This is a genomic window from Agrobacterium sp. S7/73, assembly GCF_019355535.1.
GTDB classification, from domain to species: domain Bacteria; phylum Pseudomonadota; class Alphaproteobacteria; order Rhizobiales; family Rhizobiaceae; genus Agrobacterium; species Agrobacterium tumefaciens.
In genome coordinates this window covers 320,001-341,588 of record NZ_CP072136.1, presented here as the reverse complement: position 1 = coordinate 341,588, position 21,588 = coordinate 320,001, and the positions used below count along the sequence as shown (strand labels likewise).

Here is a 21,588-nt window from a genome sequence, read left to right as displayed (position 1 = left end):
GTCAGGCGCTTTCGCGGAAATCCGCGTCGTCAGCATCGGGACCGCCCATGGACATATCCAGTGCGAAACCTTTGACGCGGGCTTGCTGGGCGCTGACGGTGTTGCCCGTCTGCGGTTTGCGAACGGGGGCCGGCTTCATCGCCAAACGCGTCGCAGCAGGCTTTGCGGCAGGCCGATGTGCAGCCTGTGCGGGGCGCGACGAGACGCTTGAGGCATCCACCTTGAAGAAGGCGATACTGCTCTGCAACTCTTCGGCCTGTGCGGCCAGCTCTTCCGAAGTCGCAGACATTTCCTCCGAAGCGCCGGAGTTCTGCTGCGTCACCTTGTCAAGCTGCTGGATTGCCTCGTTGATCTGGGAGGCGCCGATATCCTGCTCACGGCAGGCGGCGGAGATTTCGGCGACCAGCTCGGCGGTCTTGCGAATGTCCGGCACCAGACGGTTAAGCATGTCGCCCGCTTCGGTTGCCACCTGCACGGTCTCGCCGGAAAGCGAGCTGATCTCGCTGGCAGCAGCCTGGCTGCGTTCGGCGAGCTTGCGCACTTCCGATGCCACGACAGCAAAACCCTTGCCGTGTTCTCCAGCGCGCGCCGCCTCAACGGCGGCGTTCAGCGCCAAAAGATCGGTCTGGCGGGCAATTTCCTGCACGATGGAAATCTTCTCGGCGATGGTGCGCATGGCGACCACGGCGCGGTTGACGGCTTCACCGCTGGCTTCGGCGTCCTTGGACGACTGACGCGCGATCTTTTCCGTCTGCGCGGCATTGTCGGCATTCTGCTTGATGTTGGCAGCCATCTCTTCCATCGAGGCCGAAGCCTCTTCGGCAGACGATGCCTGCTCGGTCGCGCCCTGGCTCAGCTGTTCGGAGCTGGCCGACAGTTCCTGGCTGCCGGAGGACACATTGTCGGAAGCGGAAAGCGCATCGGCGACAATGCCACGCAGGCGCTCAACCATCCGTTCCAGCGCAAGGCCGAGAGTATCCCTGTCGGACAGGGGTTTCGGCATGACGGTAAGATCGCCATCGGCAATCCGGTCGGCAATGCCTGCGGTATTGCGCAGATTGCCCGTCATCGTGTTGATGCGCGCAACGAGATCCTTGATCTCGTCATTGGTCTTGATCTCGACATTCTGATCGAGATCGCCGATCGCAACCGCCTCCGCCACGGTCATGATCTTGCGCAATCCGCTGCTGATGCCGAGCGCGATCCAGAATGCTGTCGCGATGGCGATTAGTACGGCAACGACCGATGCACTGACCAGCAGGGTGCGGGTCTGCTCATAGTCATCAGCCGCCAATTGCTTCGATTCTTCAAGACGGTCGCGGTTCATCTTGACGCCCTCGCCCAGTTTCCCTGTCAGGGCATTGGCAGCGTCACGGCCCTTGCCGGACGAGTACGACGCGGCGAGCGACGTATTGCCCTGCGCAACCAGTTCCCGGACGTGATCATCACTGGCCTCGAAAGCCTTGGTGATGGCCTGCAGATCCGTCCAGAACGCACGCGTCTCGGCGCTGGCGGTGGCTGCCATATCATTCAGCATGGCCGTCAACTGGTCGCGAGTTTCGTTACCGGCCGCCTTGAAAAGCTGGGTTTCCTCCGGCGAAGCAGCAAGGATGATATTCTTCTGCGACCGGACGGTTGCCAGCGCCAGTGCGTTCATCTGGTGAACCTTGTCGAGGCGCACGACAGTACCGTCGACCACATCGTCCATGGCATTCTTGGCGATACCGAGGCTGTAGATGCCGTAGCCGGCCGTTCCGGCAAGCATCAGGATCAGAAAGCCGAAGGCAACCGCCAGCTTCATCTTGATTGTAAATCGCATCTCAATGCTCCTTGGAAAGTTCGATGACGTTGCCACGCGCGCTGGACGAAACCGGTCCGGACTCGCGATGCCCCGTGAAAATTGCTGTCAGATTTGGAAGAATGACGAACTCGCTGCCGCGTTTGATGAGGCAATGGATGTAATCCGCCCGCCACCGCATGCCGACGCTCGGCGGCGGTTCGCTGGCTGCCCGGCTGAACGTGGTCACCTCGTTGACCTTATCGGTCCTGATGCCGATCAATGCTGGCTCGCCATCGAACGGCAGTTCTATGACGACGATACGGCTATCAATGGTTCGCTCGGTGGCTTCCATGCCGAATGCAAGACGGATATCAGCCAGAGGGATGACCTTGCCCCGGAAGTTGATAACACTCGCCACGAAGGCTTTAGCACCGGGAACGGCGGTTTCGGGCAGAAGATCCAGAATTTCCCGAACCTTCACCGCCTCTATGGCGAAGGTCTCGCCCGCGATGTTGAAGGTCAGAACTTCCACGGCGTCGGACACGCCCCAAAATTCGTCCGTCTGCTTCAAGAGAGACTGGTTCATCCCGCGGCCCGCAATCGCGCCTCCTGCTGTTGCCCCGCCATCACCAAATGTGCGACATCGAGGATAAGGGCGACATTGCCGTCACCGAGGATGGTCGCGCCTGAGAATGTCGCGACGTCATGGTGCAGTTTCGACATGGCCTTGATGACCGTCTGGTGGTCACCGATGATCTGGTCAACCACAAGCCCGACCCGCTCGGAGCCGGTGGAAATGACGACGATCTTCTGGAACTGATCCGGCTTGGTTCCGGTGTTGAACAATTCGCGCAGGCGAATGAAGGGAACGAGGCTCTCGCGCAGTGAAATGAAGGACCGGCCCCGCGAACGAATATCGTCGTCAGGCGACAGTTCGAGGCATTCCTCCACCGCCGGCAGCGGAATGACGTAGCAACCATTGCCGACCCGCACCAGCAGGCCGTCGATGATGGCCAGAGTCAACGGGATCGCCAGCGAAACTTCCGAACCCGCGCCCGGCGTGCTGGTAACGCTGATCGTGCCGCGAAGGGCCTCGACACTCTTTTTCACCACATCCATGCCGACACCACGGCCGGAAAGACTGGTAACTTCAGAGGCTGTCGAAAAGCCCGGCTGGAAGATCATCTGCAGCAGTTCCTGATCGCTGACCTGCGCGTTCGGAGCCAAAAGGCCGGAAGCCTCAGCTTTTGCCCGGACGCGCTGGCGATCAATGCCACGGCCATCGTCACGGATGGTGATCGTCACATCACCGCCCGACTGGCGGGCAATGAGGGTGATCCGCCCCGTCGCCGGTTTGCCGGCCGCCACACGCTCATCGCTTTTTTCGAGTCCATGGTCGCAGGAGTTACGGACAAGGTGCACAAGTGGATCAGCCAGGCGTTCGATCACCGCCTTGTCGACCTCTGTGCCTTCGCCCTCGGTCTCCAGCTCGATCTGTTTGCCCGTTTCCCGCGCCAGGTCATGGATCAGACGGCGGAACCGACCAAAAAGCTGGGCGATCGGCACCATTCGCAGGACCATCATCGTATCGCGAAGTTCTCCGGAAAGACGTTCGACATCCTCCGAAACAGAGCGCAAAAGAATATCGACGCTGCTACCCGCCAGCTGCGAAAGGCGGGACTGGGCAATGACGAGTTCACCGACCCGATCCATCAACTCGTCAAGTCTTTCAGCAGGCACCCGTACGTTTTCGGCCGCCTTGCCGCCCTTCGGATCGGCGGCGACCTTTCTGGCTTCCGGCAGGATCTCGGAAACGGGGAGCTCTTCTTCGACAACCGCTTCGATTGCGCGGATATCGATCTCCATGTCATCCATCACGAAGATGAAAACGTCGTCGATTGCCGATTGCGGCTGCTCGGTCGTCAGCCGGACTGTCCAGCCTAGATGGAGATCGCTCGGATTGAGGGCGTCGAGAGACGGCACCGTCGAGGTGTCGGCAACGATTTCACAATCGCCGAGTTCGGCCAGCTCATCGAGAAGACCAAGGGGATTGGTTCCGTTTGCCATGGCATTGACGGGCAACCGGAACCGGATTTCCCAGGTGGCGGCTTTTGCCTTTGCCGGCTTCCTGGCGAGATTCTGCGCCGGAACATGTGTCAGGACACCGCCATCGCCACGAGTGCCGACTGCCGCACGAAGCTTGGCGAGCAGCTGCTCTCCAACATCACCCTGCACACCGTGCGGATTGTCGACCAGCGCCTGCATATGATCCTGCGCTTCAAGAACGGCTGCGACCAGTTCGCTGGTTGCCGGAACCTCGCCCTTGCGCACCCGGTCAAAGGCGGTTTCGCAATGGTGGGTGAAAGCGGCAAGCGCCTCGAACCCGAACATTGCCCCGGACCCCTTCAATGTATGCAGTCCGCGGAAAACGGCGTCGATCTGATCCTGATCGGTCAAATCGTGAAGCAGATCGAGAAGGCCCCCCTCGATTTGCTCGAAAAGCTCCGCAGCCTCCGTTCTGAAAACCTGAATAGGGTCCAGCGTCGTCATTTTCCGAGGACCTTTCTGACGATCTTGACCAGATGTTCGGCATCGAAGGGCTTGGTCAGCCAGCCGGTGGCACCGGCGGCCTTGGCGCGCGCCTTCATGTCCGCATCGGATTCCGTCGTCAAAAAGATGATCGGAATGCCGGTATGAGCCGGAGATTGCCGAAGCGCCTCAATCATCTCGAGACCATTCATGTTCGGCATGTTGAGATCAGTGACGATGAGGTCAAAATTCGCGGCCTTCGCCTTGGCAAGACCGTCCTGCCCATCAACGGCCTCGGTAATCTGGTAGCCCGCGCCTGTGAGGGCGATCTTAGTCGTCATGCGAATGCTGGCGGAATCGTCGACCGTTAAAATATGTGCGCTCATGATATGTCCTTTCCATGCAACCAGAACTGGCGGGAGGCTTCATCCATCCGCGACAGGAAACCGCCCCGCCGCAATGTCTGCAAAACCTGACCGTCAGCCGGCTCTTTCAATGTTATCGTCTTGTTGTTCTGCGCCGCGAAATTGCGCGAGGCTTCCATCAGCTGCACGAAGCTCAAATCCGCATCCGCATCCTTGGGCACCTCGACCACCAGCCTGTCGGTGTCTTTGAGACGGTCGAGAAGAAGACCGTGTGCCGACGCAATCGACCGTATGGAAAGCGCTTGCGGCATCTTCAGTGTGTCGTTCGTGGTTTCATCAAACATGGGGAGTCTCCCGAACGGCTTCGGTGTGCATGCCGCCATCCGCCCTGATCGGTTGTTCTTCCGGTGTTTCGAGGCTCGGCACTTCGATCTCCAGAACGTCGTGACCCGTCATGAGCCTCTCAATCAGCGTCCATTGGCGCTGGAACGCCGCGACGCAGGCGGGATCGAAATGGCTGCCGCTCTGCGCGACAACATGCGCATAGGCCTCTTCGGTCGACCACGCCTTCTTGTAAGGACGCTCGGAGCAGAGAGCCTCAAAGACGTCCGCAATGGCGACGATACGGGCTTCCAGCGGAATGCCGTCGCCCGACAAGCCGTGCGGATATCCCGTTCCATCCCATTTTTCGTGATGGCCACCTGCAATCGCCTCGGCTATGCGCAGCAGGTCGGATGAACCGTTTTCGAGAATCTGCACACCGATACCGACATGTTTTCGCATTTCGGTAATCTCATCAGGCGTCAGGCGACCCGGCTTCAGCAGCACGCTGTCGGAAATTCCGATCTTGCCGACATCGTGCAAGGGTGCCGCGAGATAGATCATGCGGCAATGCTCGTCATCGAGGCCGATATCCTTTGCCATCAGCATGCTGATTTGCGCGACGCGGGAAATATGGTCGCCGGTGTGGCCGTCGCGGAATTCGATGGCCCGCGCCAGGCGCCAGATGATTTCCTCTTCGCGGGCCGCGAGTTGCCGGGTGGCCTTGCGCACCTCATCCACAAGGCTGCGCGCCTGTCCGGCAAGATCGCGCTGCGCCTTGCGCAAGGCGAGAAGGTTGCGCACCCGCGCCTTCAGCTCCACCGGGTCAAAGGGCTTGTGGATGAATTCCGTGACACCGCTCTCTATCGCTTCGATAAGGACAGGCCGGCCTCTTTCCGATGTGATCATGATGACAGGCACATGAGCAAAATGCTCATACGTATTCAGTGCCTTGAGGAGCTGTATGCCGTTATATTTCGGCATCGTATAATCCACCACAAGCAGATCGACCGCATTGTTGCGGCAGAATTCCAACGCCTCCGTGGGATCGGTGAAGCCCACGATGGTGCCGACATCCGGAAGCCCGCGGACCGTCGCTTTCAGGGCAACAAGAATCGACTTGCTGTCATCGACCAATACGATTTGCACTTGTCCTCGCTATCATTGGATTGCGGGCGAATAGACGCGCGAACTCCTCGGCTTTCACCGAGCGAATTCAACGGATCTGGAAACATTTTTTTGGGAAAAGACGACCGCGTCATGTGGTCATAAAAATGAAGCGCCTGCGCGAAATTCGCCTGCGAAGACAACTTTTTATATGAATAAATTGACCAGATGTTGGTTAACAGCGACTTAAGTGTGACTTATGAATACTTATAGTGAAGCGCCATCATCAGGCCTTCCAACGGGAATGTGATCCTGTTGCGTGGCGCCGCAGCCTCTCGGGCTGATGCGCAGACGCGCCACTAATCCTTGTTAGTATTTCTAACCTACGGAGAAGATTTCGGCCGATTGTTGCAGCGTTGATCCTCGAATAGCCTGAGACGAGAATTGGTATCAGGCAAAAGAGGGAACGATGTTGAAACGGCAGGACAAGATCAAGCTCGGAACCTTTGTTTACACGTTCGGCTTCCATGCAGCCGCATGGCGGCACCCGGCAAGCAAGGTAACGGCAGCAACCGACTTCAGCCACATGTTGAATGTGGCCAGAATTTCTGAAGCTGCCAAATTCGATTTCATGTTCCTCGCCGATTCCGCTGCGGCTGCCGTTGGTGACCCCGACGCCCTGGCGCGCAGCCCGACCAAGCAGAACCGGTTCGAACCGCTTTCTCTCATCTCGGCACTTTCGGTGATGACGGAAAGACTGGGCCTGGTCTCGACGGTATCGACGAGCTATTATGAACCCTTCAATGTCGCCCGGATTTTCGCGTCTATCGATCAGCTGAGCCGGGGACGCGCCTGCTGGAATGTCGTCACCTCCGATCATGACGAGACCGGCTACAACTTCAATCGTCAGGGTCTCGATCCTCACGCCGTCCGTTACGAGCGCGCGCAGGAATTCATCGACGTAGTGTTCGGCCTATGGGACAGCTTTGAACGCGATGCCTTGCTGCTTGATCGCGAAAGCGGCGTTTATTATGACAAGGCCAAGCACCATACCCTCAATCATGTCGGCAAGCATTTTCAGGTGCGCGGCCCCCTCAACATTGCGCCTTCCGAGCAGGGGCGGCCTGTTATTGCTCAGGCCGGCGGCTCCGAGGCCGGAATGAACCTTGCTGCACGGACGTCTGAAATCGTCTTCAGCCTAGCATCCAACATCGAGAGCAACAGGGCTTTCTACCAGAACGTCAAAGGACGTATGCCGGCATTCGGTCGCGATCTCGAAGATCTCAAGGTCATGCCGGGAATTGTCGTCAATGTCGGGGAGACCGAGGCGGAGGCAAAGGCAAAAGTCGATTTTCTCATCGACAGCCTTCATCCGGACGTGGGTCGGTTGATGCTTTCGGAGTTCCTCGAAGCCGACCTTCGTGGCGTCCCCCTCGATCAACCATTTCCGATGGACCGGCTGCCCGCCGAGCCGAAAGGCTCGCGCAAGATGTTTGACCAGCTCGTCGAGTTCGTCAAGCAAGGACAGACAGTGGGACAATTGATCCGCCACTACGCAGAACGCCACACCGGAAACGGAATAACCGGGACACCAAAACAGATCGCAGACTACATGGAAGAGTGGTTCGAAACCCGTGCCGCCGACGGTTTTATTCTTATGTTCCCGACACTTCCCGCAAGCCTGGAAGATTTCGTCCGCCTTGTCTTGCCGGAGTTGCGGCGGCGCGGACTGTTTCGTGAGGAATATGAAGGATCGACGCTGCGCGAGAACCTGGGGCTTTCGATGCCTGCCAACCGTTACACGGCCGCCAAAGGCGATAAAGAGCGCATCTGAAGGAGCCGATCATGGTGGACCAGATAAAAATGCAGGTGCCGTCTCCGGGAGCTGACCTCTTCAAATCCTCCATGCGGAATCTGGCGGGTGCCGTTTGCGTCATCACGACAGGCACGGGTGAAACACGAACCGGCTTCACCGCAACATCCGTCACAGCACTTTCTGCGGATGGCCCGACTGTGATGGTCGCACTCAATCGCGGATCCTCGTCCTGGGAAATCGTCGAGAAAGCCAGACGGTTTTGCGTCAACGTCGTCGCTGAAGGTCAGGAAAACGTCGCCCACTCATTCTCGGGTTTTAATGGCCTTAAGGGTGCCAGCCGCTACGATGGCGCCGTCTGGCACACGATGGCGTCAGGCGGCCTTGCGCTGGATGGCGCTCTGGCAAGTCTGGACTGCGAACTCGAAGACGCGATCATCCATCGATCCCATGTGATCCTGATCGGCCTCGTCCGGTCGATAAGGACGCATGACGATGCCCGGCCACTTCTGTACTGGCGCGGAGAATATCAACACATCAGAAGGTGATATCCCGAGCGGTAGGCCCTTAGTCACGCACTGCGGTTCGGGGACGATGCGACAGACTGCTTTTTCGCGATCGCCATCACCCACATATGAAATTCTCTTCCGTAGGGCTTATCGAAAACGGAACGATCCCATGCCAGATAGTAGCTCTCGGGAAGCGGAAGGCGGATGTCGAAAGGAACAACAAGAGTACCGGCCTGCAACTCGTCCTCGATCATCGAGACCTGAGCCAGCACGAAGCCGTGTCCGTTGACCGCAGCGTCGATTGCGTTGCTCGACAGCGCGAAAAACAGGCTCGAGAGTTTTTCATTCACGGTCGCGCCAACCAGCTGCGCCCACTCGCTCCATTGTGGCGGACGGCTGTAATGGGCTTCCCACTCGATATTGAGCAAAGGGAATTTGAGAAGGTCGGCGGGCGCCGATAATGTCCGTCCCCCGAGCAAACGCGGCGAACATGCGGGAACCACCCAATCCGTATAAAGCGGCACGAAATGCGCGTGCACCTCTGCCCGCTTTCCATAGGTTATGCGAAAATCGCTCTGGCCGCCCGACAGGCTGGGTTCGTCATCCTTGCCGATGATACGGACATTGGCTTCCGGATAGAGAGCCTGCCACTCGAAGATCTTGCGGCCGATCCACTTGTTCACCACCGAGCTGAGCGCAGTCAGCACGATGCCGGTCTGGCTCCGCGCCCGTTCGAGAACATCGACGGAATGATTGAGCTGGCTGAAGCCTTTGGCGACTTCCTTGTGAAGAAGAACACCCCACGACGTCAGTTCCACACGGCGTCCGATACGTTCGAGGAGCGTAACGCCGAGATGGTTCTCAAGCTTGCGCACCTGTTGGCTGATGGCACTGGGTGTTACGCCCAGTTCTTTGGCAGCCGTGCTCATCGTACCGCACCTTCCTACGGCTTCGAAAGCTTGCAGGGCATGGAGTGGGGGCATAGCCAATAGAGTATCTCCAGTTCTGCTTTTTGTTAAGTTTTTCTAAACAAAAACGCAACGAAAATCCGCTTGTCCCGCATCGCAACAAGGAAAATACTGTTCCGATTAAAGCGAGAACGGGGGAAGAAAATGTTTCTCAAGAATGCTTGGTACGTCGCCACCTGGGATCACGAAATCGGACGAGACCTGACACCCGTAACGATGCTCGGCGAAAATATCGTTCTTTATCGTCTTCAGAATGGCAAGCTTGCAGCGCTCGAAGATGCCTGTCCCCATCGCAAGCTCCCCTTGTCCATGGGGCGTATCAAGGGCGACGACGTCGAATGCGGCTATCACGGACTGACCTTCGACTGTTCCGGCGCCTGCACCCGCGTGCCGGGTGCAGAGCGTATTCCACATGTGGCCTGCGTCCGCTCCTACCCGGTGGAGGAACGTTACGGGCTCGTTTGGGTCTGGATGGGTGAGGCCGCGAAAGCCGATCCCGCAGAGATTTTCCATGTCGAACATTTTGGTGATCCGTCCTGGGGCGTCAATCGCGGCGAGTCGATGACGATCAACTGCAATTACCTCTACATGACGGACAATCTGCTGGACCCATCCCACGTCGCATGGGTGCATCAGAGCTCGTTCGCCAGTTCCGCCTGCGAAGAAACGCCACTGGAAACAACGGTGAAAAGCGATGGCGTCGTCGTCTGGCGCTGGATGCTGGATTCAGATCCAGCCCCCTTCTACGCACCGTTCCTGCAATTTGAGGGGAAATGCGATCGAAAACAGCATTACGAGGTTCGCTACCCCAGCAATGCCATCATCAAGGCCATCTTTGCACCATCAGGCTCCGGCGGCGAAGGCCGCGAATTGCCAGCCAATACGTTCTTGATGGACAGCTACAATTTCATGACGCCAGTCGATGAGAACCGCACGAAGTATTACTGGTTTCAGATGCGAAATTTCGCGCCCGACGACCCGGACGTTTCAGCGCGCTTCGCAACATCCGTACGCGGCGCATTCGAGGAAGACCGTGTCGTGCTAGAGGCGGTCCACCACGGGATCGCGAACAAGAAGACTCCAAACCTCGATCTGAAGATCGATGTCGGACCGCTGCGGTTCAGACGCAAGCTTTCACAGATGATCGATAGCGAGACCATGAATGTCGTCGCTGCCGCGGAGTAAGCGCCTGCGCCGGAATGACTAACGATATGGTCTTCGCCTGCTCAAATGGTCAGGCGGAGATGGCAAAAAAATAATAACCGGGAACATAGCTGGTGATCGGCAAAAGCCGACGCCCGCCACAAATCGGGAGTATCCTTGATGCGCCACATCAGGCAGCCTGAGCTCTATTCAGTGGACTATAATGTGCTGCGGCAACGTTTTCTTTCCGCCGCGCGCCGGTCGAATGCTGCGTTGTTCGAATATAAGCATCCATTGCATGGCCCAGATGGAGAGCACCTTTTCACGGATGTTGCATATCTGGGCGAACGCAACGCGTCAAAAAAACTAGTCATCTTGTCCGGCACGCACGGAGTTGAGGGGCAATTCGGATCGGCTTGCCAGGCTGAATGGCTTGCCGCAAATAACCCTTTACCGCTTCCTCCCGATACGGCTGTGGTGATGATCCATCTGATCAACCCATGGGGAACAGCATGGAGCCGACGGGTCAACGAGGACAATGTCGATCTCAACCGAAACTTCGTTGACTGGAAGAGAGCCGTTCCACGAAACGAACGATACGCCCCACTGCATAATGCATTTGTCTGCGCCGAGTGGGATGGGCCCGATCGTGACCGTGCCGATCAACTGCTGAGAGATGCCAAGGCCGGTTTAAACGGCCACGCCGGGATCGCCGCGATTATCGAAGCAGGCCAATACGACTTTCCAGACGGACTGTTTTATGGCGGCAACGGCCCGACATGGTCGAACCGCACCCTCAACGATATCTTGAGCACTTTCGTCAGTGGCGCGTCGGATGTCGTCGTCTTCGATCTTCACACCGGTGCAGGCCCTTACGGATATCCCGCACTGCTATCGGTGGCGGAAGAGGACCATGCCGGTCTGGAATGGGGCAGGAAAACCTATGGGCACGCACTCGCGGTCGTGATGACCGGCAATGGCGCAACGACCGATACCGGCATTGCGGCAACGGCTACGGGCTACGTTTCAGCAGCGGTCTGCAAATCCTTGCCGGACAGCCGCGTATTGCCGCTGGTAATCGAATGCGGAACCCTTGAAGGCCCGGTGGTGATGGACGCCGTGCAGGCCGATAACTGGCTGCATCTTTTCGGGAATATCGAATCTCCGCTGGGGCAGAAAATCAAGAAGACGCTGAGAACGGCGTTCATTCCTGACGAACCCGAATGGCAGCAGAACTGTCTTGGGACAAGCTTGCGATATTTCGACCGCGCGCTGAACGCACTTGCCTCGGTTACTCCCAAGGATTCAAAGGGCGCAACCGCTCCGGCTTTGGTGAGCGACTGGCCACCGGCCGTGCCTGTCAACACCAAACGCCATGAACGGCCAGCCGTTGAAGTTCATGATCTCCACAAAAGCTTCGGCACGCACGAAGTCCTGTCGGGCGTGGGGCTGAGTGCCGATCCCGGTGAAGTCGTTTCCATGATCGGCTCGTCAGGGTCCGGCAAGAGCACGTTTTTGCGCTGCATAAACCTGCTTGAACAGCCCAGCAGTGGAACGATCGTCGTTGATGGCGAGGAAATACGAATGAAGGGTGGAGCGAATGGCCGTTCGCAGCCAGCAGACATGCGCCAGGTCGAAAGAATTCGCGCCCGCGTGGGAATGGTATTCCAGAACTTCAACCTCTGGCCCCACATGTCCGTGCTTGAGAACATCATCGAGGCTCCCGTCCATGTTCTTGGCGAGCGTCGCCAGGATGCAATCGACCATGCCCATCAGTTGTTGAAGAAAGTGGGACTGTCGGAAAAGCATGCCCAATATCCCGGGCAGCTCTCCGGCGGCCAGCAGCAACGTGCGGCCATCGCAAGAACACTGGCCATGCGGCCAAAAGTCATCCTCTGTGACGAACCGACATCCGCTCTCGACCCCGAACTTGTGGGAGAGGTCCTGCGCGTGATCCGTCAGCTGGCAGAAGAGGGCAATACCATGATCCTCGTGACGCATGAAATGCAGTTTGCGCGCGAGGTTTCTCACAAGATTCTCTTCTTACACAAAGGAAAGGTGGAGGAAGAGAGTACCCCGGCGGAATTGTTCACCAATCCGCGATCGGAACGCCTGCGTCAGTTTCTGTCGCGAACTTTATGACGTGATCCGCTGTGCCGGCGCTGTGTCCGGCAAATCAAACCCAACAAATAACCAAATAGGGGAATTCGCATATGAATCTGAAAGTCCTGTCACTCGCCCTGCTTCTTGCAGGCGTCAGCACGGCGCACGCTGCCGAAGGCGAATTGTCGATCGGCACCGAAGGTGCCTATCCACCATGGAGCATGGCCGATGCTGCCGGCAATGTAACCGGCTTCGACGCCGATGTCGGCAACCTGCTCTGCACGAAGCTCGCCGTGAAGTGCCGGTTCGTCGTGCAGGCCTTTGATGGCCTGATCCCTGCCCTCAAGGCGAAGCGCTTCGACGTCATCATCTCCGGGATGTCGATTACCCAGGATCGAAAAAAGGAAATCAATTTTTCGGTCGGATATGCTGAGCTGGCAAACATGTTCCTCGTTCCCAAGACGTCCGATCTCGCCGGCATCAAGGATATCGACACTTTGTTGAAGGGCTTGGACGGCAAGACGATCGGCGTTCAAACCGGCACGACGCACGCCCATTTCATCGAAAAGCGGGTGCCGAATGCCAATCTCAAAACCTACGACACGCTCGACAATATGCAGATCGATCTCGCAAGCGGCCGCGTTGAGGCAGCATTTGCAGACGCCTCTGCACTTCAGGATTTTCTCGCCAAGCCCGAAGGCAAGGACTTTCAGTTTGTCGACGTGAAAGTTCAGAGCAAATTCGATTCCACCCTCGGCGAAGGGATCGGCGTCGGTATTGCCAAGGAGAACACCGAGCTGAAGACGAAGATCGACAAGGCACTGTGCGAGCTCGTCGCGGATGGTTCGATCGGCAAAGCGAGCCAGAAGTGGTTCAAGATGGATATCTCCAGACCCTGCAACTAAGACGCCTGCCCCGCTCTTCCCAGAAGTGCGGGGCAACCACTCAATCGCAACCTGACAGGGTGCGCACGGTCGAAGACGCTGACGATGCCTGCTGCCAAAAAGGCAAGGGAGTGCGCAGCAAAACCAAGGCAAATCCAATGGAGTCTAGTCTGATCCTAGTTTGGCAGGGTGGTTGGATAAGAGCCATTCTGCAGGGGGCCGCAATAACGATTGCCGTCGGTACGGTCAGCATGCTTGTCGGTGCGTTGATCGGAACCTTGTGCGGGGTCACCAAGTGGGCGCGGATATTCCCGCTGACACTTGTGGTAGACGCCTATACCTCTCTCGTGCGGGGGGTGCCTGAACTGCTTATCATCTATCTGCTGTTCTTTTCTTCCGTGCAATTCGTGACACAGGTTGCCACAGCTTTCGGATATGCTGCCCTTGCGGACAGCGGATATGCCTTCATCATTGCCATCATTGCCATCGGTACGATTTCAGGCGCCTACTCGACCGAGGTTATCAGGGGAGCATTGGCTTCCATCCCGACGGGACACATAGAAGCTGCGCGCGCACTGGGGATTCCCGGGCGCCGCATCTTCAGGCGCATCATCATCCCGCAAATGCTACGCATTGCCATCCCCGGTATGAACAATGTCTGGCAGACAACCATCAAGGACACGGCACTGGTATCGGTTGTCGGGCTACAGGAACTGATGCGCGCCGCCTCGGTTGGCGCCGGTAGCACCCGCAATCCCCTGATTTTCTTTCTTATCGCAGCCGTCGTGTATTTCGCGATCACCATCATAAGCCAGGCTGGATTCGACAGGGTCGAACGCCTGGTGAGACTAAGGGCGAGGAAGTAACGCGATGGATATCGAATTCCTGAAAACATCGATGCCTTTCCTCTTGAAAGGGCTTTCCACAACGGCGACCATAACCGCGATATCTGTCGCGATCGGTTTCAATCTCGGCCTTGGTCTTGCGCTCATGCGGCTGTCCGAAAACCGTTTCCTTGCCGGGTTTGCAAAATATTACAGCATGGTCTTTCGCGGTACACCGCTGCTTGTACAGCTGTTCCTGTTTTACTACGGGCTTGGCCAAATTGGCTTTATCAAAGGCAATGCCATAACGTGGTGGGTGATTAGTGATGGTGCGCGCTGCGCGGTCATGGCGATGGCGCTCAACACAGCCGCCTATACATCGGAGATTCTGCGAGGCGGATTATTATCGGTTCCCGCGGGTCTCAAGGAAGCGGCCAAAGCCACGGGAATGTCACCATTTATGCGTTTCCGCCGGATCGAATTCCCGCTCGCCATTCGCCAGGCTCTGCCGGCTTACGGCAATGAGCTGATCCTCGTCGTCAAGGGTACGAGCCTTGCCTCGACAATCACGGTTCTCGAGATCACGGGATATGCAAAGCGCCTGATGAGCCAGACATTCGCGATTTTCGAGGTTTTCGCCTTGGCGGGTGCCATCTACCTCGTCATCAACCTCACCCTCGTCATGCTCATCCGCATGCTTGAGGCACATCTGATGCGTCACGAAGCGCGCTGAAGGCCAGTAGTCTCGAACCTTATGACTGCCTGTCACGCGCATTGATGGACTATATCGCCGCCTGGACAGCCAAAAAAATGGCGTTCTGGCGAACTGAAACGTAGTCGCCCATATCGTGTCCGCGCCGCGCGCCTAAAGAGCGCGGCGTTGTCATGTCAGCCGGTGACTTTGCCGGGGTTAAGAGTGTATCCGCCATCGATTGCGGCCTTGATCTGCGTCATCAGGGCAAATTTTACCGGGTTCGCTGTCTCCCGCAACGCATGAATGCGTTTGGAGCCGATCCCATGTTCCGCCGAGAACGAACCACCCGATTGCGTCAGGTCGCGGTAGAGAACGGATTCGATGGCAGCAATCTTGGCGGGCGTCAGAGCTGTCCCGGCTGCATTGAGAACAATGTGAAGATTGCCATCGGCAATGTGGCCGAAGAGGTAGGGATCGAGGAGAGGATCGATTGACCGAAGCTCCGGTACGCAGCGAGCCACATATTCTTCGATCTGCGACAAGGGGACGGAGACGTCAAAGGACGGCGCAGCCGGATATCTGCGATAGATAAGGTCCGTGTCCTCCCTCAGACGCCACAACTCTGCTTCCTGTGCCTTCGATGTTGCGACGACAGCGGACACGTTCGGATAGGTTTCATACAGCTCCTCGTAAATCCGGCCGAGCTCCATCTGAAGCTGTTCCTCGTCCCCGCCGCCCAGAGACATGATGAGGTTGAGAGGATAGTCAGGGGCATAATCTGGCGCCGACCAAAGGTGCTCGCCCGCCGTCAGGGAGAAAAACGAATTCCAGATCGCTTCCGCCGCACGCATGTGGCCATACCTCACGGTCAACCCCAGCCTGGTTGCATCAAGAGCCGCTTCAACGGAGGGAAACCCAAAAAGTGCGGTGGCGGTTGCTGCGGGAACCGGCTCCAGCTTGATGGCAACCCTGGTCACAATACCAAGCGTACCCTCGGCCCCGATGAAGAGATGCTTGAGATCGTATCCTGCGGCGTTCTTCACCACGCGTGTCAGGTCGGAATATATCGAGCCATCAGGCAATACGACTTCCAGCCCGAGCACGCGATGGCGCATCACCCCATATCGAAAAGCAGAAATCCCGCCGGCATTGGTCGAGACCATTCCGCCAATCGTGGCAGAACCACGCGATGGCAAGTCGATGCCTGGCTCGAGACGATGCTCCGATGCGGCCGCCTGCAACGCTTGAAGCGTAACGCCCGCCTCCACAACGGCAACCCGCTCATCTGGATAGATTTTCACGATCCGGTTCAGCCGGGCGGTCGACACCACGATTTGACCGGGGACGGACACACCCCCGCCAACAAGCCCGGTTCGGCCACCCTGCGGTACAACCGATATACCATGGGCAACCGCAGTTTTTATGATCGACGCAACCTCTTGCGGAGATGAAGGGAAAGCAACCGCATCCGCACCGAAATTCGCAGGCGTTACGCCATAATCGAGATTGGCAACGGCATCACCGCGTTTCAGGTTCGACAGGCCGATAATCTGGTCGATTTCATTGAGAAACGCGGCGGACAAATCCCGTGTTGAGGCGGTATTGTGTTCGATCATGACGCGACTTTTGCCTCAGGAAGCTTATCTTTGAGTGAGCGTAACGCTTCGAGAAAACGGTCGTTTTCCGCAGGAAGCCCGACGGTCACACGAATGAAGCTGGCGAACTCCGGTTCTTTCCAGGGCTTGACGATGACGCCATGGGACAGGAAATGATCGAAAGCGATCGAACTGTCGCAACCAACATCGATGAAGAGAAAATTCGTCTGAGAGTCCGGAACGAAAAGATCAAGCGAGGCGATTGCCGCAGCCATGCGCCTGCGCTCCTTGACGACGCTTTCGACTGAAACCCGCATCCAGTTTTCGTCATCGAGCGCGGCAACTGCGGCCAATTGCGCGGCTGCATTGACGTTGAACGGTGTCTTTGCAGATGACATGGCCTGTGCCAGCCGCTCATCGGACGCCACGGCATATCCGACGCGCAACCCAGCCAGCCCATAGGCCTTCGAGAAGGTTCTGAGCACGACCCAGGAGATAGCGCTGTCAGCCAGTGTCTTAAGCCCATCTGGCGTATTCCCGTCGCAGAATTCGAAATAGGCTTCGTCGAAAACAAGCAACGTCTCTTTCGGGACGGCTGCAATGAGGCTTGAGAGCTGATCCTGTCGCAACGCAGGGCCCACGGGATTGGAAGGCGAGGAGATGAAGAATATCGATGGCTTTTCGCGCAATGCGGTCGTCATCGCCTCGAGATCAAACCGAAGATCCTTCGTCATCGGTATCCTGATGATTTTCGCGCCATTTGCTTTGGGCTCGATTTCGTGAAGGCCGAAACCAGGTATCATCGCGACTACGGTAGCATCCGGACGCAGGACCGCGCGACAAACGGCAGCGATCATCTCTTCCGAGCCGTTTCCAATGACAATCCGGTTTCCGGCGACGCCGAGCTTTCGACTAAGCGCATCACGCAAGATCACACAGGCAGGATCCGCATAGCGTGAAGGGTCGAGACTGGCCAGCGCAGCGGTTGCCTTCGGAGAGCAACCATATGGATTCTCATTGCTGGCAAGGGCCGCAATATCGGTCAAACCCGTCTTGCTTCGCGCAACGGCGATATTCATTCCAGCATTATAAGGCGGGAGTTCAGCAACGTGCGGGTTGAGTCTGAGTGTATCGGCCATGGGTTGATCTCGCTGATTTGGATAAACGCTGGAATCTGGTTTCAGAGGTCGAGTACGACTGAACTCACGGGCTTGGAACAACAGAGGAGAATCTGCCCGGACGGCACGTCATCCAGCGGCTCATCCACATATTCAACGTCGCCGGACACAAGGTCCTGGACACAGCTGCCGCAGACACCCGCGCGACAGGAGAATGCTGGCTCAATACCCCGGCTCTCCAGAAAGCTCAGGATGGATTCCGAGGCTGAATCCCACTCGAATCTGGCATTTGACTTCCCAAGAACAATCTCGATGCCGGAGTACTCAGACTCTGACGCCACCGGAGCAACAGTGAGGCTGAGGTTTGCTTCCTTCTTCGGCTGCGATGGCGAAAGCAGGGAGGCAGGCCCGAAAAATTCGTAGGCAATCTTGCTTTTCTCCAAGCCGAGGGAGAGGAGCAGGTCATACATCGCCTGCATGAACGGCGGTGGTCCGCACATATAGACTTCGTAATCGTCCAGCGGCAAAAAGGACTGCAAGGTCTCCCGAGTGATGAAACCGGCGGAATGGAATAGCCCGGCCTTGGCATCCTCGTCGGTCGGAAAACGATAACAGTAATGAATATGGACGTTGCTGCGCTGTTCAGCGAGCACCCGTACTTCTTCACGCAGCGCATGGGTAGCAGCCCCGTCGCAGGCATGGACGAACCAGACGGGCCGATCGCTTTCCGCAACCAAGACCTTCAACATGGATATCGTAGGTGTCAGCCCGACGCCACCGGACAAGAGAATAACCGGTCGCTGACTGGCCTTGTCGAGTTTGAAGGCACCACGCGGCCTGTCAATATGGATGACCGCACCCTCTTCTACGGCGTCATGGAGCCAGCACGAAACAAGACCATCGGCCATATCGGGCGCTAAAGCGGCCTCCCGTTTCACGGTAATACGATAGACCCCGATCTCATTTGGTCCTGACGAAACCGTGTAATTCCGGACAAGCGGTTCTTTGCCTTCGGGATGCGGTATCTGGATCGTCAGAAACTGGCCCGCCTCAAAAGTACACCAATCCGCAGGATCGACAGGCGTGAGGTAAAATGACGTGATCGTGGCACTCTCGCGCACCTTGCGCTTTACCTCGAACGGGCGAAAACGTGGATCCAGGCGGGTCGTCATGATTTGCTTGTCCTGATGATTGCAATATCCGGAAATCCGCAGATCGCCTCGAGAGTTCTCCCCGTGAGATCGCTCAAGGCTTGCGTCAACCTGCAGACGATCAAAGGGTTTCGCGGGAGGCAGAACTTCCTCAAAAACTCGCTGGCAATTTGGTCTTCACCAATTTGCAGCCCCAAGGCCCCACCTCAATTTATCCCTCTGACAAATCTCATTATTTGCGCGTCAACAAAGAGAGACAATCCCGCCACAGATGCGTTTTTGTTTAGAAAAGCTAAACTAAGGGGGTTTGAATTGGCGCGAGCAACTCTGGATTTGCGCCCTCGTTTTTCACTGGGATACGCCAAAACAGAACGTGATCTTCAGAACCAATCGTTAGATAGTTGCAGAGTGCTCCGGGAGCAGGATACAGGCCTAGGTGCACACTATCAGAGCCCCACGTGGCTATACCGCCAGCAATTCATTTGCGGTATCCAAGGCCCTAAACGCAAGGCGCCCTCCGGGATGGGAGGGCTTTGTTGTTGATAGTCTTGAAGATGGTTGCGGGGGCAGGATTTGAACCTGCGGCCTTCAGGTTATGAGCCTGACGAGCTACCGGGCTGCTCCACCCCGCGTTACCAGCGTAAATCCCTATGGGATTTATCGCGACCAGCGTAAATCCGTATTGGATTTATCGCGACTGCATCACAGGGACGCTGTGATGTATAGTTCCGGAGCAAATTGCCGAAGGCGATTTGTCTCCTTTAAGGGACGCACGTTGCGTTTTCCTTATGTTTTCATGTTACGCAATGCAAAAAGGCCGCTTTGAGCGGCCCTTTGTATCGGCTGGGCCGAAGAGTTTGCTTGAGAAGATATTTGTTGCGTTTTGCAGACCTGGCAGCGACCTACTCTCCCGCGTCTTGAGACGGAGTACCATTGGCGCTGGGGCGTTTCACGGCCGTGTTCGGAATGGGAACGGGTGCAGCCGCCCCGCGATAACCACCAGGTCGGCAAAACGCAACACAGTTCATGTTTTCACATGAGTGTTGTTTCGAGAAGCTGGGAAGCTTGCGCTTCATTTAATTTAACACGTCTTTCTGCGACCCTTCCCGTATGTTTGCCATACAGACCAGAGGTCGTCGCGCCCTGTGGCGCGGCCCGTCCGGAGCGCTATGCGCGTCAGGACAGAACAGATGATGCTCATCTTTGATGAGCATGAACAATGGGAACGAAGAAGTCGATCGAGCTATTAGTAACGGTAAGCTTCACATGTTGCCATGCTTCCACACCCGTCCTATCAACGTGGTCGTCTTCCACGGCTCTGATAGGGAACACTCGTTTTCAGGTTGGTTTCCCGCTTAGATGCCTTCAGCGGTTATCCATTCCGTATATAGCTACTCTGCTATGCCCTTGGCAGGACAACAGATCCACCAGAGATACGTCCATCCCGGTCCTCTCGTACTAGGGACAGATCCTGTCAATATTCCTACACCCACGGCAGATAGGGACCGAACTGTCTCACGACGTTCTGAACCCAACTCACGTACCGCTTTAAATGGCGAACAGCCATACCCTTGGGACCTGCTCCAGCCCCAGGATGCGATGAGTCGACATCGAGGTGCCAAACAACCCCGTCGATATGGACTCTTGGGGGTCATCAGCCTGTTATCCCCGGCGTACCTTTTATCCGTTGAGCGATGGCCCTTCCACACGGGACCACCGGATCACTATGACCGACTTTCGTCTCTGCTCGACTTGTCAGTCTCGCAGTCAGGCGGGCTTATGCCATTGCACTCGACGACCGATTTCCGACCGGTCTGAGCCCACCATCGCGCGCCTCCGTTACTCTTTCGGAGGCGACCGCCCCAGTCAAACTACCCACCATACACTGTCCCGGATCCGGATAACGGACCGCGGTTAGACATCCACGAAGATAAGGGTGGTATTTCAAGGATGGCTCCACAAGAACTGGCGTCCCTGCTTCAAAGCCTACCACCTATCCTACACATGCCTTGGCGAATGCCAGTGTAAAGCTATAGTAAAGGTGCACGGGGTCTTTCCGTCTGACCGCAGGAACCCCGCATCTTCACGGGGAATTCAATTTCACTGAGTCTATGTTGGAGACAGCGGGGAAGTCGTTACGCCATTCGTGCAGGTCGGAACTTACCCGACAAGGAATTTCGCTACCTTAGGACCGTTATAGTTACGGCCGCCGTTTACTGGGGCTTCAGTTCAGAGCTTGCACCCCTCCCTTTAACCTTCCAGCACCGGGCAGGCGTCAGACCCTATACGTCGTATTGCTACTTCGCAGAGCCCTGTGTTTTTGATAAACAGTCGCTACCCCCTGGTCTGTGCCACCCCATCATACTTGCGTAAAATGGGGTCACGCTTCTTCCGAAGTTACGCGTGCAATTTGCCGAGTTCCTTCAACATAGTTCTCTCAAGCGCCTTGGTATACTCTACCTGACCACCTGTGTCGGTTTCGGGTACGGTCTATACGGTGGAGCTATTTCCTGGAACCTCTTCGCCGCACATTCAATCCAGTAAGAATGTACAACACACGAGATCCGTCACTACCACCAGGCCCACGAATATTAACGTGGTTCCCATCGACTACGCGTGTCCGCCTCGTCTTAGGGGCCGGCTAACCCTGCTCAGATTAACTTTAAGCAGGAACCCTTGGTCTT

General features: G+C 56.8%; 17 protein-coding genes, 1 tRNA gene, 2 rRNA genes and 1 pseudogene (1 of these 21 cut by a window edge). 8 read left to right on the top strand and 13 right to left on the bottom strand.

Going from position 1 to position 21,588, the window contains the following annotated elements; genetic code table 11:
- Position 1: 1 nt before the first annotated feature.
- The 6 genes from J5276_RS01485 to J5276_RS01460 are packed head-to-tail and all read right to left on the bottom strand — an operon-like array spanning position 2 to position 6,144.
- Positions 2-1,819 (bottom strand): methyl-accepting chemotaxis protein, encoded by a 1,818-nt coding sequence (locus J5276_RS01485; protein WP_112154347.1) that lies wholly within the window; start codon positions 1,817-1,819, stop codon positions 2-4.
- Between the two features lies 1 nt (position 1,820).
- Entirely contained in the window at positions 1,821-2,366 is a 546-nt protein-coding gene (locus J5276_RS01480; protein ID WP_003514184.1) for a chemotaxis protein CheW, read from the bottom strand.
- Entirely contained in the window at positions 2,363-4,330 is a 1,968-nt protein-coding gene (locus J5276_RS01475; protein ID WP_065702566.1) for a chemotaxis protein CheA, read from the bottom strand. The genes J5276_RS01480 and J5276_RS01475 overlap by 4 nt, the downstream gene beginning before the upstream one ends.
- On the bottom strand, positions 4,327-4,695 hold the full coding sequence (locus J5276_RS01470) for a response regulator (protein WP_013636814.1): 369 nt from the start codon (positions 4,693-4,695) through the stop codon (positions 4,327-4,329). The genes J5276_RS01475 and J5276_RS01470 overlap by 4 nt, the downstream gene beginning before the upstream one ends.
- Positions 4,692-5,018 (bottom strand): hypothetical protein, encoded by a 327-nt coding sequence (locus J5276_RS01465; protein WP_111798695.1) that lies wholly within the window; start codon positions 5,016-5,018, stop codon positions 4,692-4,694. The genes J5276_RS01470 and J5276_RS01465 overlap by 4 nt, the downstream gene beginning before the upstream one ends.
- Positions 5,011-6,144 carry an HD domain-containing phosphohydrolase gene (locus J5276_RS01460; protein ID WP_244517109.1) on the bottom strand — a complete coding sequence of 378 codons (1,134 nt, stop codon included), beginning with the start codon at positions 6,142-6,144 and terminating at the stop codon, positions 5,011-5,013. The genes J5276_RS01465 and J5276_RS01460 overlap by 8 nt, the downstream gene beginning before the upstream one ends.
- 427 nt (positions 6,145-6,571) lie before the next feature.
- On the opposite strand from J5276_RS01460, the gene J5276_RS01455 reads away from it, so the two are divergent.
- Positions 6,572-7,936 (top strand): LLM class flavin-dependent oxidoreductase, encoded by a 1,365-nt coding sequence (locus tag J5276_RS01455; protein WP_173995115.1) that lies wholly within the window; start codon positions 6,572-6,574, stop codon positions 7,934-7,936.
- Positions 7,937-7,947: 11 nt separating this feature from the next.
- Positions 7,948-8,463, top strand: a complete 516-nt coding sequence (locus tag J5276_RS01450) for a flavin reductase family protein (RefSeq protein ID WP_112154349.1) — start codon at positions 7,948-7,950, stop codon at positions 8,461-8,463.
- Between the two features lie 23 nt (positions 8,464-8,486).
- On the opposite strand, the gene J5276_RS01445 is transcribed toward J5276_RS01450, so the two are convergent.
- Entirely contained in the window at positions 8,487-9,407 is a 921-nt protein-coding gene (locus J5276_RS01445) for a LysR family transcriptional regulator (RefSeq protein WP_112154350.1), read from the bottom strand.
- Positions 9,408-9,536: 129 nt separating this feature from the next.
- Between J5276_RS01445 and J5276_RS01440 the strand changes: the two genes are divergently transcribed.
- The 6 genes and pseudogenes from J5276_RS01440 to J5276_RS30280 form a co-directional block, all read left to right on the top strand.
- Positions 9,537-10,577: an aromatic ring-hydroxylating dioxygenase subunit alpha gene (locus J5276_RS01440; protein WP_013636820.1), complete on the top strand. Its 1,041-nt coding sequence runs from the start codon at positions 9,537-9,539 to the stop codon at positions 10,575-10,577.
- 138 nt (positions 10,578-10,715) lie between these two features.
- Complete coding sequence (locus J5276_RS30735; protein ID WP_112154351.1) at positions 10,716-12,677, top strand: DUF2817 domain-containing protein; 1,962 nt, start codon at positions 10,716-10,718, stop codon at positions 12,675-12,677.
- Between the two features lie 71 nt (positions 12,678-12,748).
- Positions 12,749-13,543: a transporter substrate-binding domain-containing protein gene (locus J5276_RS01430; RefSeq protein WP_003514202.1), complete on the top strand. Its 795-nt coding sequence runs from the start codon at positions 12,749-12,751 to the stop codon at positions 13,541-13,543.
- Between the two features lie 137 nt (positions 13,544-13,680).
- Positions 13,681-14,388, top strand: coding sequence for an ABC transporter permease (locus J5276_RS01425; RefSeq protein ID WP_065702561.1), 708 nt, complete (start codon positions 13,681-13,683; stop codon positions 14,386-14,388).
- Positions 14,389-14,392: 4 nt separating this feature from the next.
- Positions 14,393-15,079 (top strand): ABC transporter permease, encoded by a 687-nt coding sequence (locus J5276_RS01420; protein ID WP_013636823.1) that lies wholly within the window; start codon positions 14,393-14,395, stop codon positions 15,077-15,079.
- A pseudogene (locus tag J5276_RS30280) lies at positions 15,058-15,183 on the top strand (aldehyde-activating protein); the annotation flags it as partial. The gene J5276_RS01420 and the pseudogene J5276_RS30280, both read left to right, overlap by 22 nt.
- 51 nt (positions 15,184-15,234) lie before the next feature.
- Here J5276_RS30280 and J5276_RS01415 read toward each other — a convergent pair.
- The 6 genes from J5276_RS01415 to J5276_RS01390 form a co-directional block, all read right to left on the bottom strand.
- A complete protein-coding gene (locus tag J5276_RS01415; RefSeq protein WP_112154352.1) occupies positions 15,235-16,656 on the bottom strand; it encodes an FAD-binding oxidoreductase in 1,422 nt (473 codons plus the stop codon).
- Entirely contained in the window at positions 16,653-17,774 is a 1,122-nt protein-coding gene (hisC, locus tag J5276_RS01410) for a histidinol-phosphate transaminase (RefSeq protein WP_111790560.1), read from the bottom strand. Before hisC ends, J5276_RS01415 begins: the two co-directional genes overlap by 4 nt.
- Positions 17,775-17,815: 41 nt before the next feature.
- Positions 17,816-18,925, bottom strand: coding sequence for a 2Fe-2S iron-sulfur cluster-binding protein (locus J5276_RS01405; RefSeq protein WP_112154353.1), 1,110 nt, complete (start codon positions 18,923-18,925; stop codon positions 17,816-17,818).
- A gap of 534 nt (positions 18,926-19,459) precedes the next feature.
- Positions 19,460-19,536: transfer RNA gene (locus J5276_RS01400), tRNA-Met, on the bottom strand.
- 257 nt (positions 19,537-19,793) lie between these two features.
- Positions 19,794-19,908 (bottom strand): 5S ribosomal RNA (rrf, locus tag J5276_RS01395).
- A gap of 221 nt (positions 19,909-20,129) precedes the next feature.
- Positions 20,130-21,588: ribosomal RNA gene (locus tag J5276_RS01390) — 23S ribosomal RNA — on the bottom strand; it runs 1,348 nt beyond the window's last position.

Coding starts and splice junctions, on each gene's coding strand:
- J5276_RS01450 (WP_112154349.1), top strand. CDS start 7,948: ATGGTGGACCAGATAAAAATGCAGGTGCCGTCTCCGGGAGCTGACCTC.
- J5276_RS30735 (WP_112154351.1), top strand. CDS start 10,716: ATGCGCCACATCAGGCAGCCTGAGCTCTATTCAGTGGACTATAATGTG.
- J5276_RS01485 (WP_112154347.1), bottom strand. CDS start 1,819: ATGCGATTTACAATCAAGATGAAGCTGGCGGTTGCCTTCGGCTTTCTG.
- J5276_RS01465 (WP_111798695.1), bottom strand. CDS start 5,018: ATGTTTGATGAAACCACGAACGACACACTGAAGATGCCGCAAGCGCTT.
- J5276_RS01480 (WP_003514184.1), bottom strand. CDS start 2,366: ATGAACCAGTCTCTCTTGAAGCAGACGGACGAATTTTGGGGCGTGTCC.
- J5276_RS01425 (WP_065702561.1), top strand. CDS start 13,681: ATGGAGTCTAGTCTGATCCTAGTTTGGCAGGGTGGTTGGATAAGAGCC.
- hisC (WP_111790560.1), bottom strand. CDS start 17,774: ATGGCCGATACACTCAGACTCAACCCGCACGTTGCTGAACTCCCGCCT.
- J5276_RS01430 (WP_003514202.1), top strand. CDS start 12,749: ATGAATCTGAAAGTCCTGTCACTCGCCCTGCTTCTTGCAGGCGTCAGC.
- J5276_RS01470 (WP_013636814.1), bottom strand. CDS start 4,695: ATGAGCGCACATATTTTAACGGTCGACGATTCCGCCAGCATTCGCATG.
- J5276_RS01440 (WP_013636820.1), top strand. CDS start 9,537: ATGTTTCTCAAGAATGCTTGGTACGTCGCCACCTGGGATCACGAAATC.
- J5276_RS01420 (WP_013636823.1), top strand. CDS start 14,393: ATGGATATCGAATTCCTGAAAACATCGATGCCTTTCCTCTTGAAAGGG.
- J5276_RS01445 (WP_112154350.1), bottom strand. CDS start 9,407: ATGCCCCCACTCCATGCCCTGCAAGCTTTCGAAGCCGTAGGAAGGTGC.
- J5276_RS01455 (WP_173995115.1), top strand. CDS start 6,572: ATGTTGAAACGGCAGGACAAGATCAAGCTCGGAACCTTTGTTTACACG.
- J5276_RS01415 (WP_112154352.1), bottom strand. CDS start 16,656: ATGATCGAACACAATACCGCCTCAACACGGGATTTGTCCGCCGCGTTT.
- J5276_RS01475 (WP_065702566.1), bottom strand. CDS start 4,330: ATGACGACGCTGGACCCTATTCAGGTTTTCAGAACGGAGGCTGCGGAG.
- J5276_RS01405 (WP_112154353.1), bottom strand. CDS start 18,925: ATGACGACCCGCCTGGATCCACGTTTTCGCCCGTTCGAGGTAAAGCGC.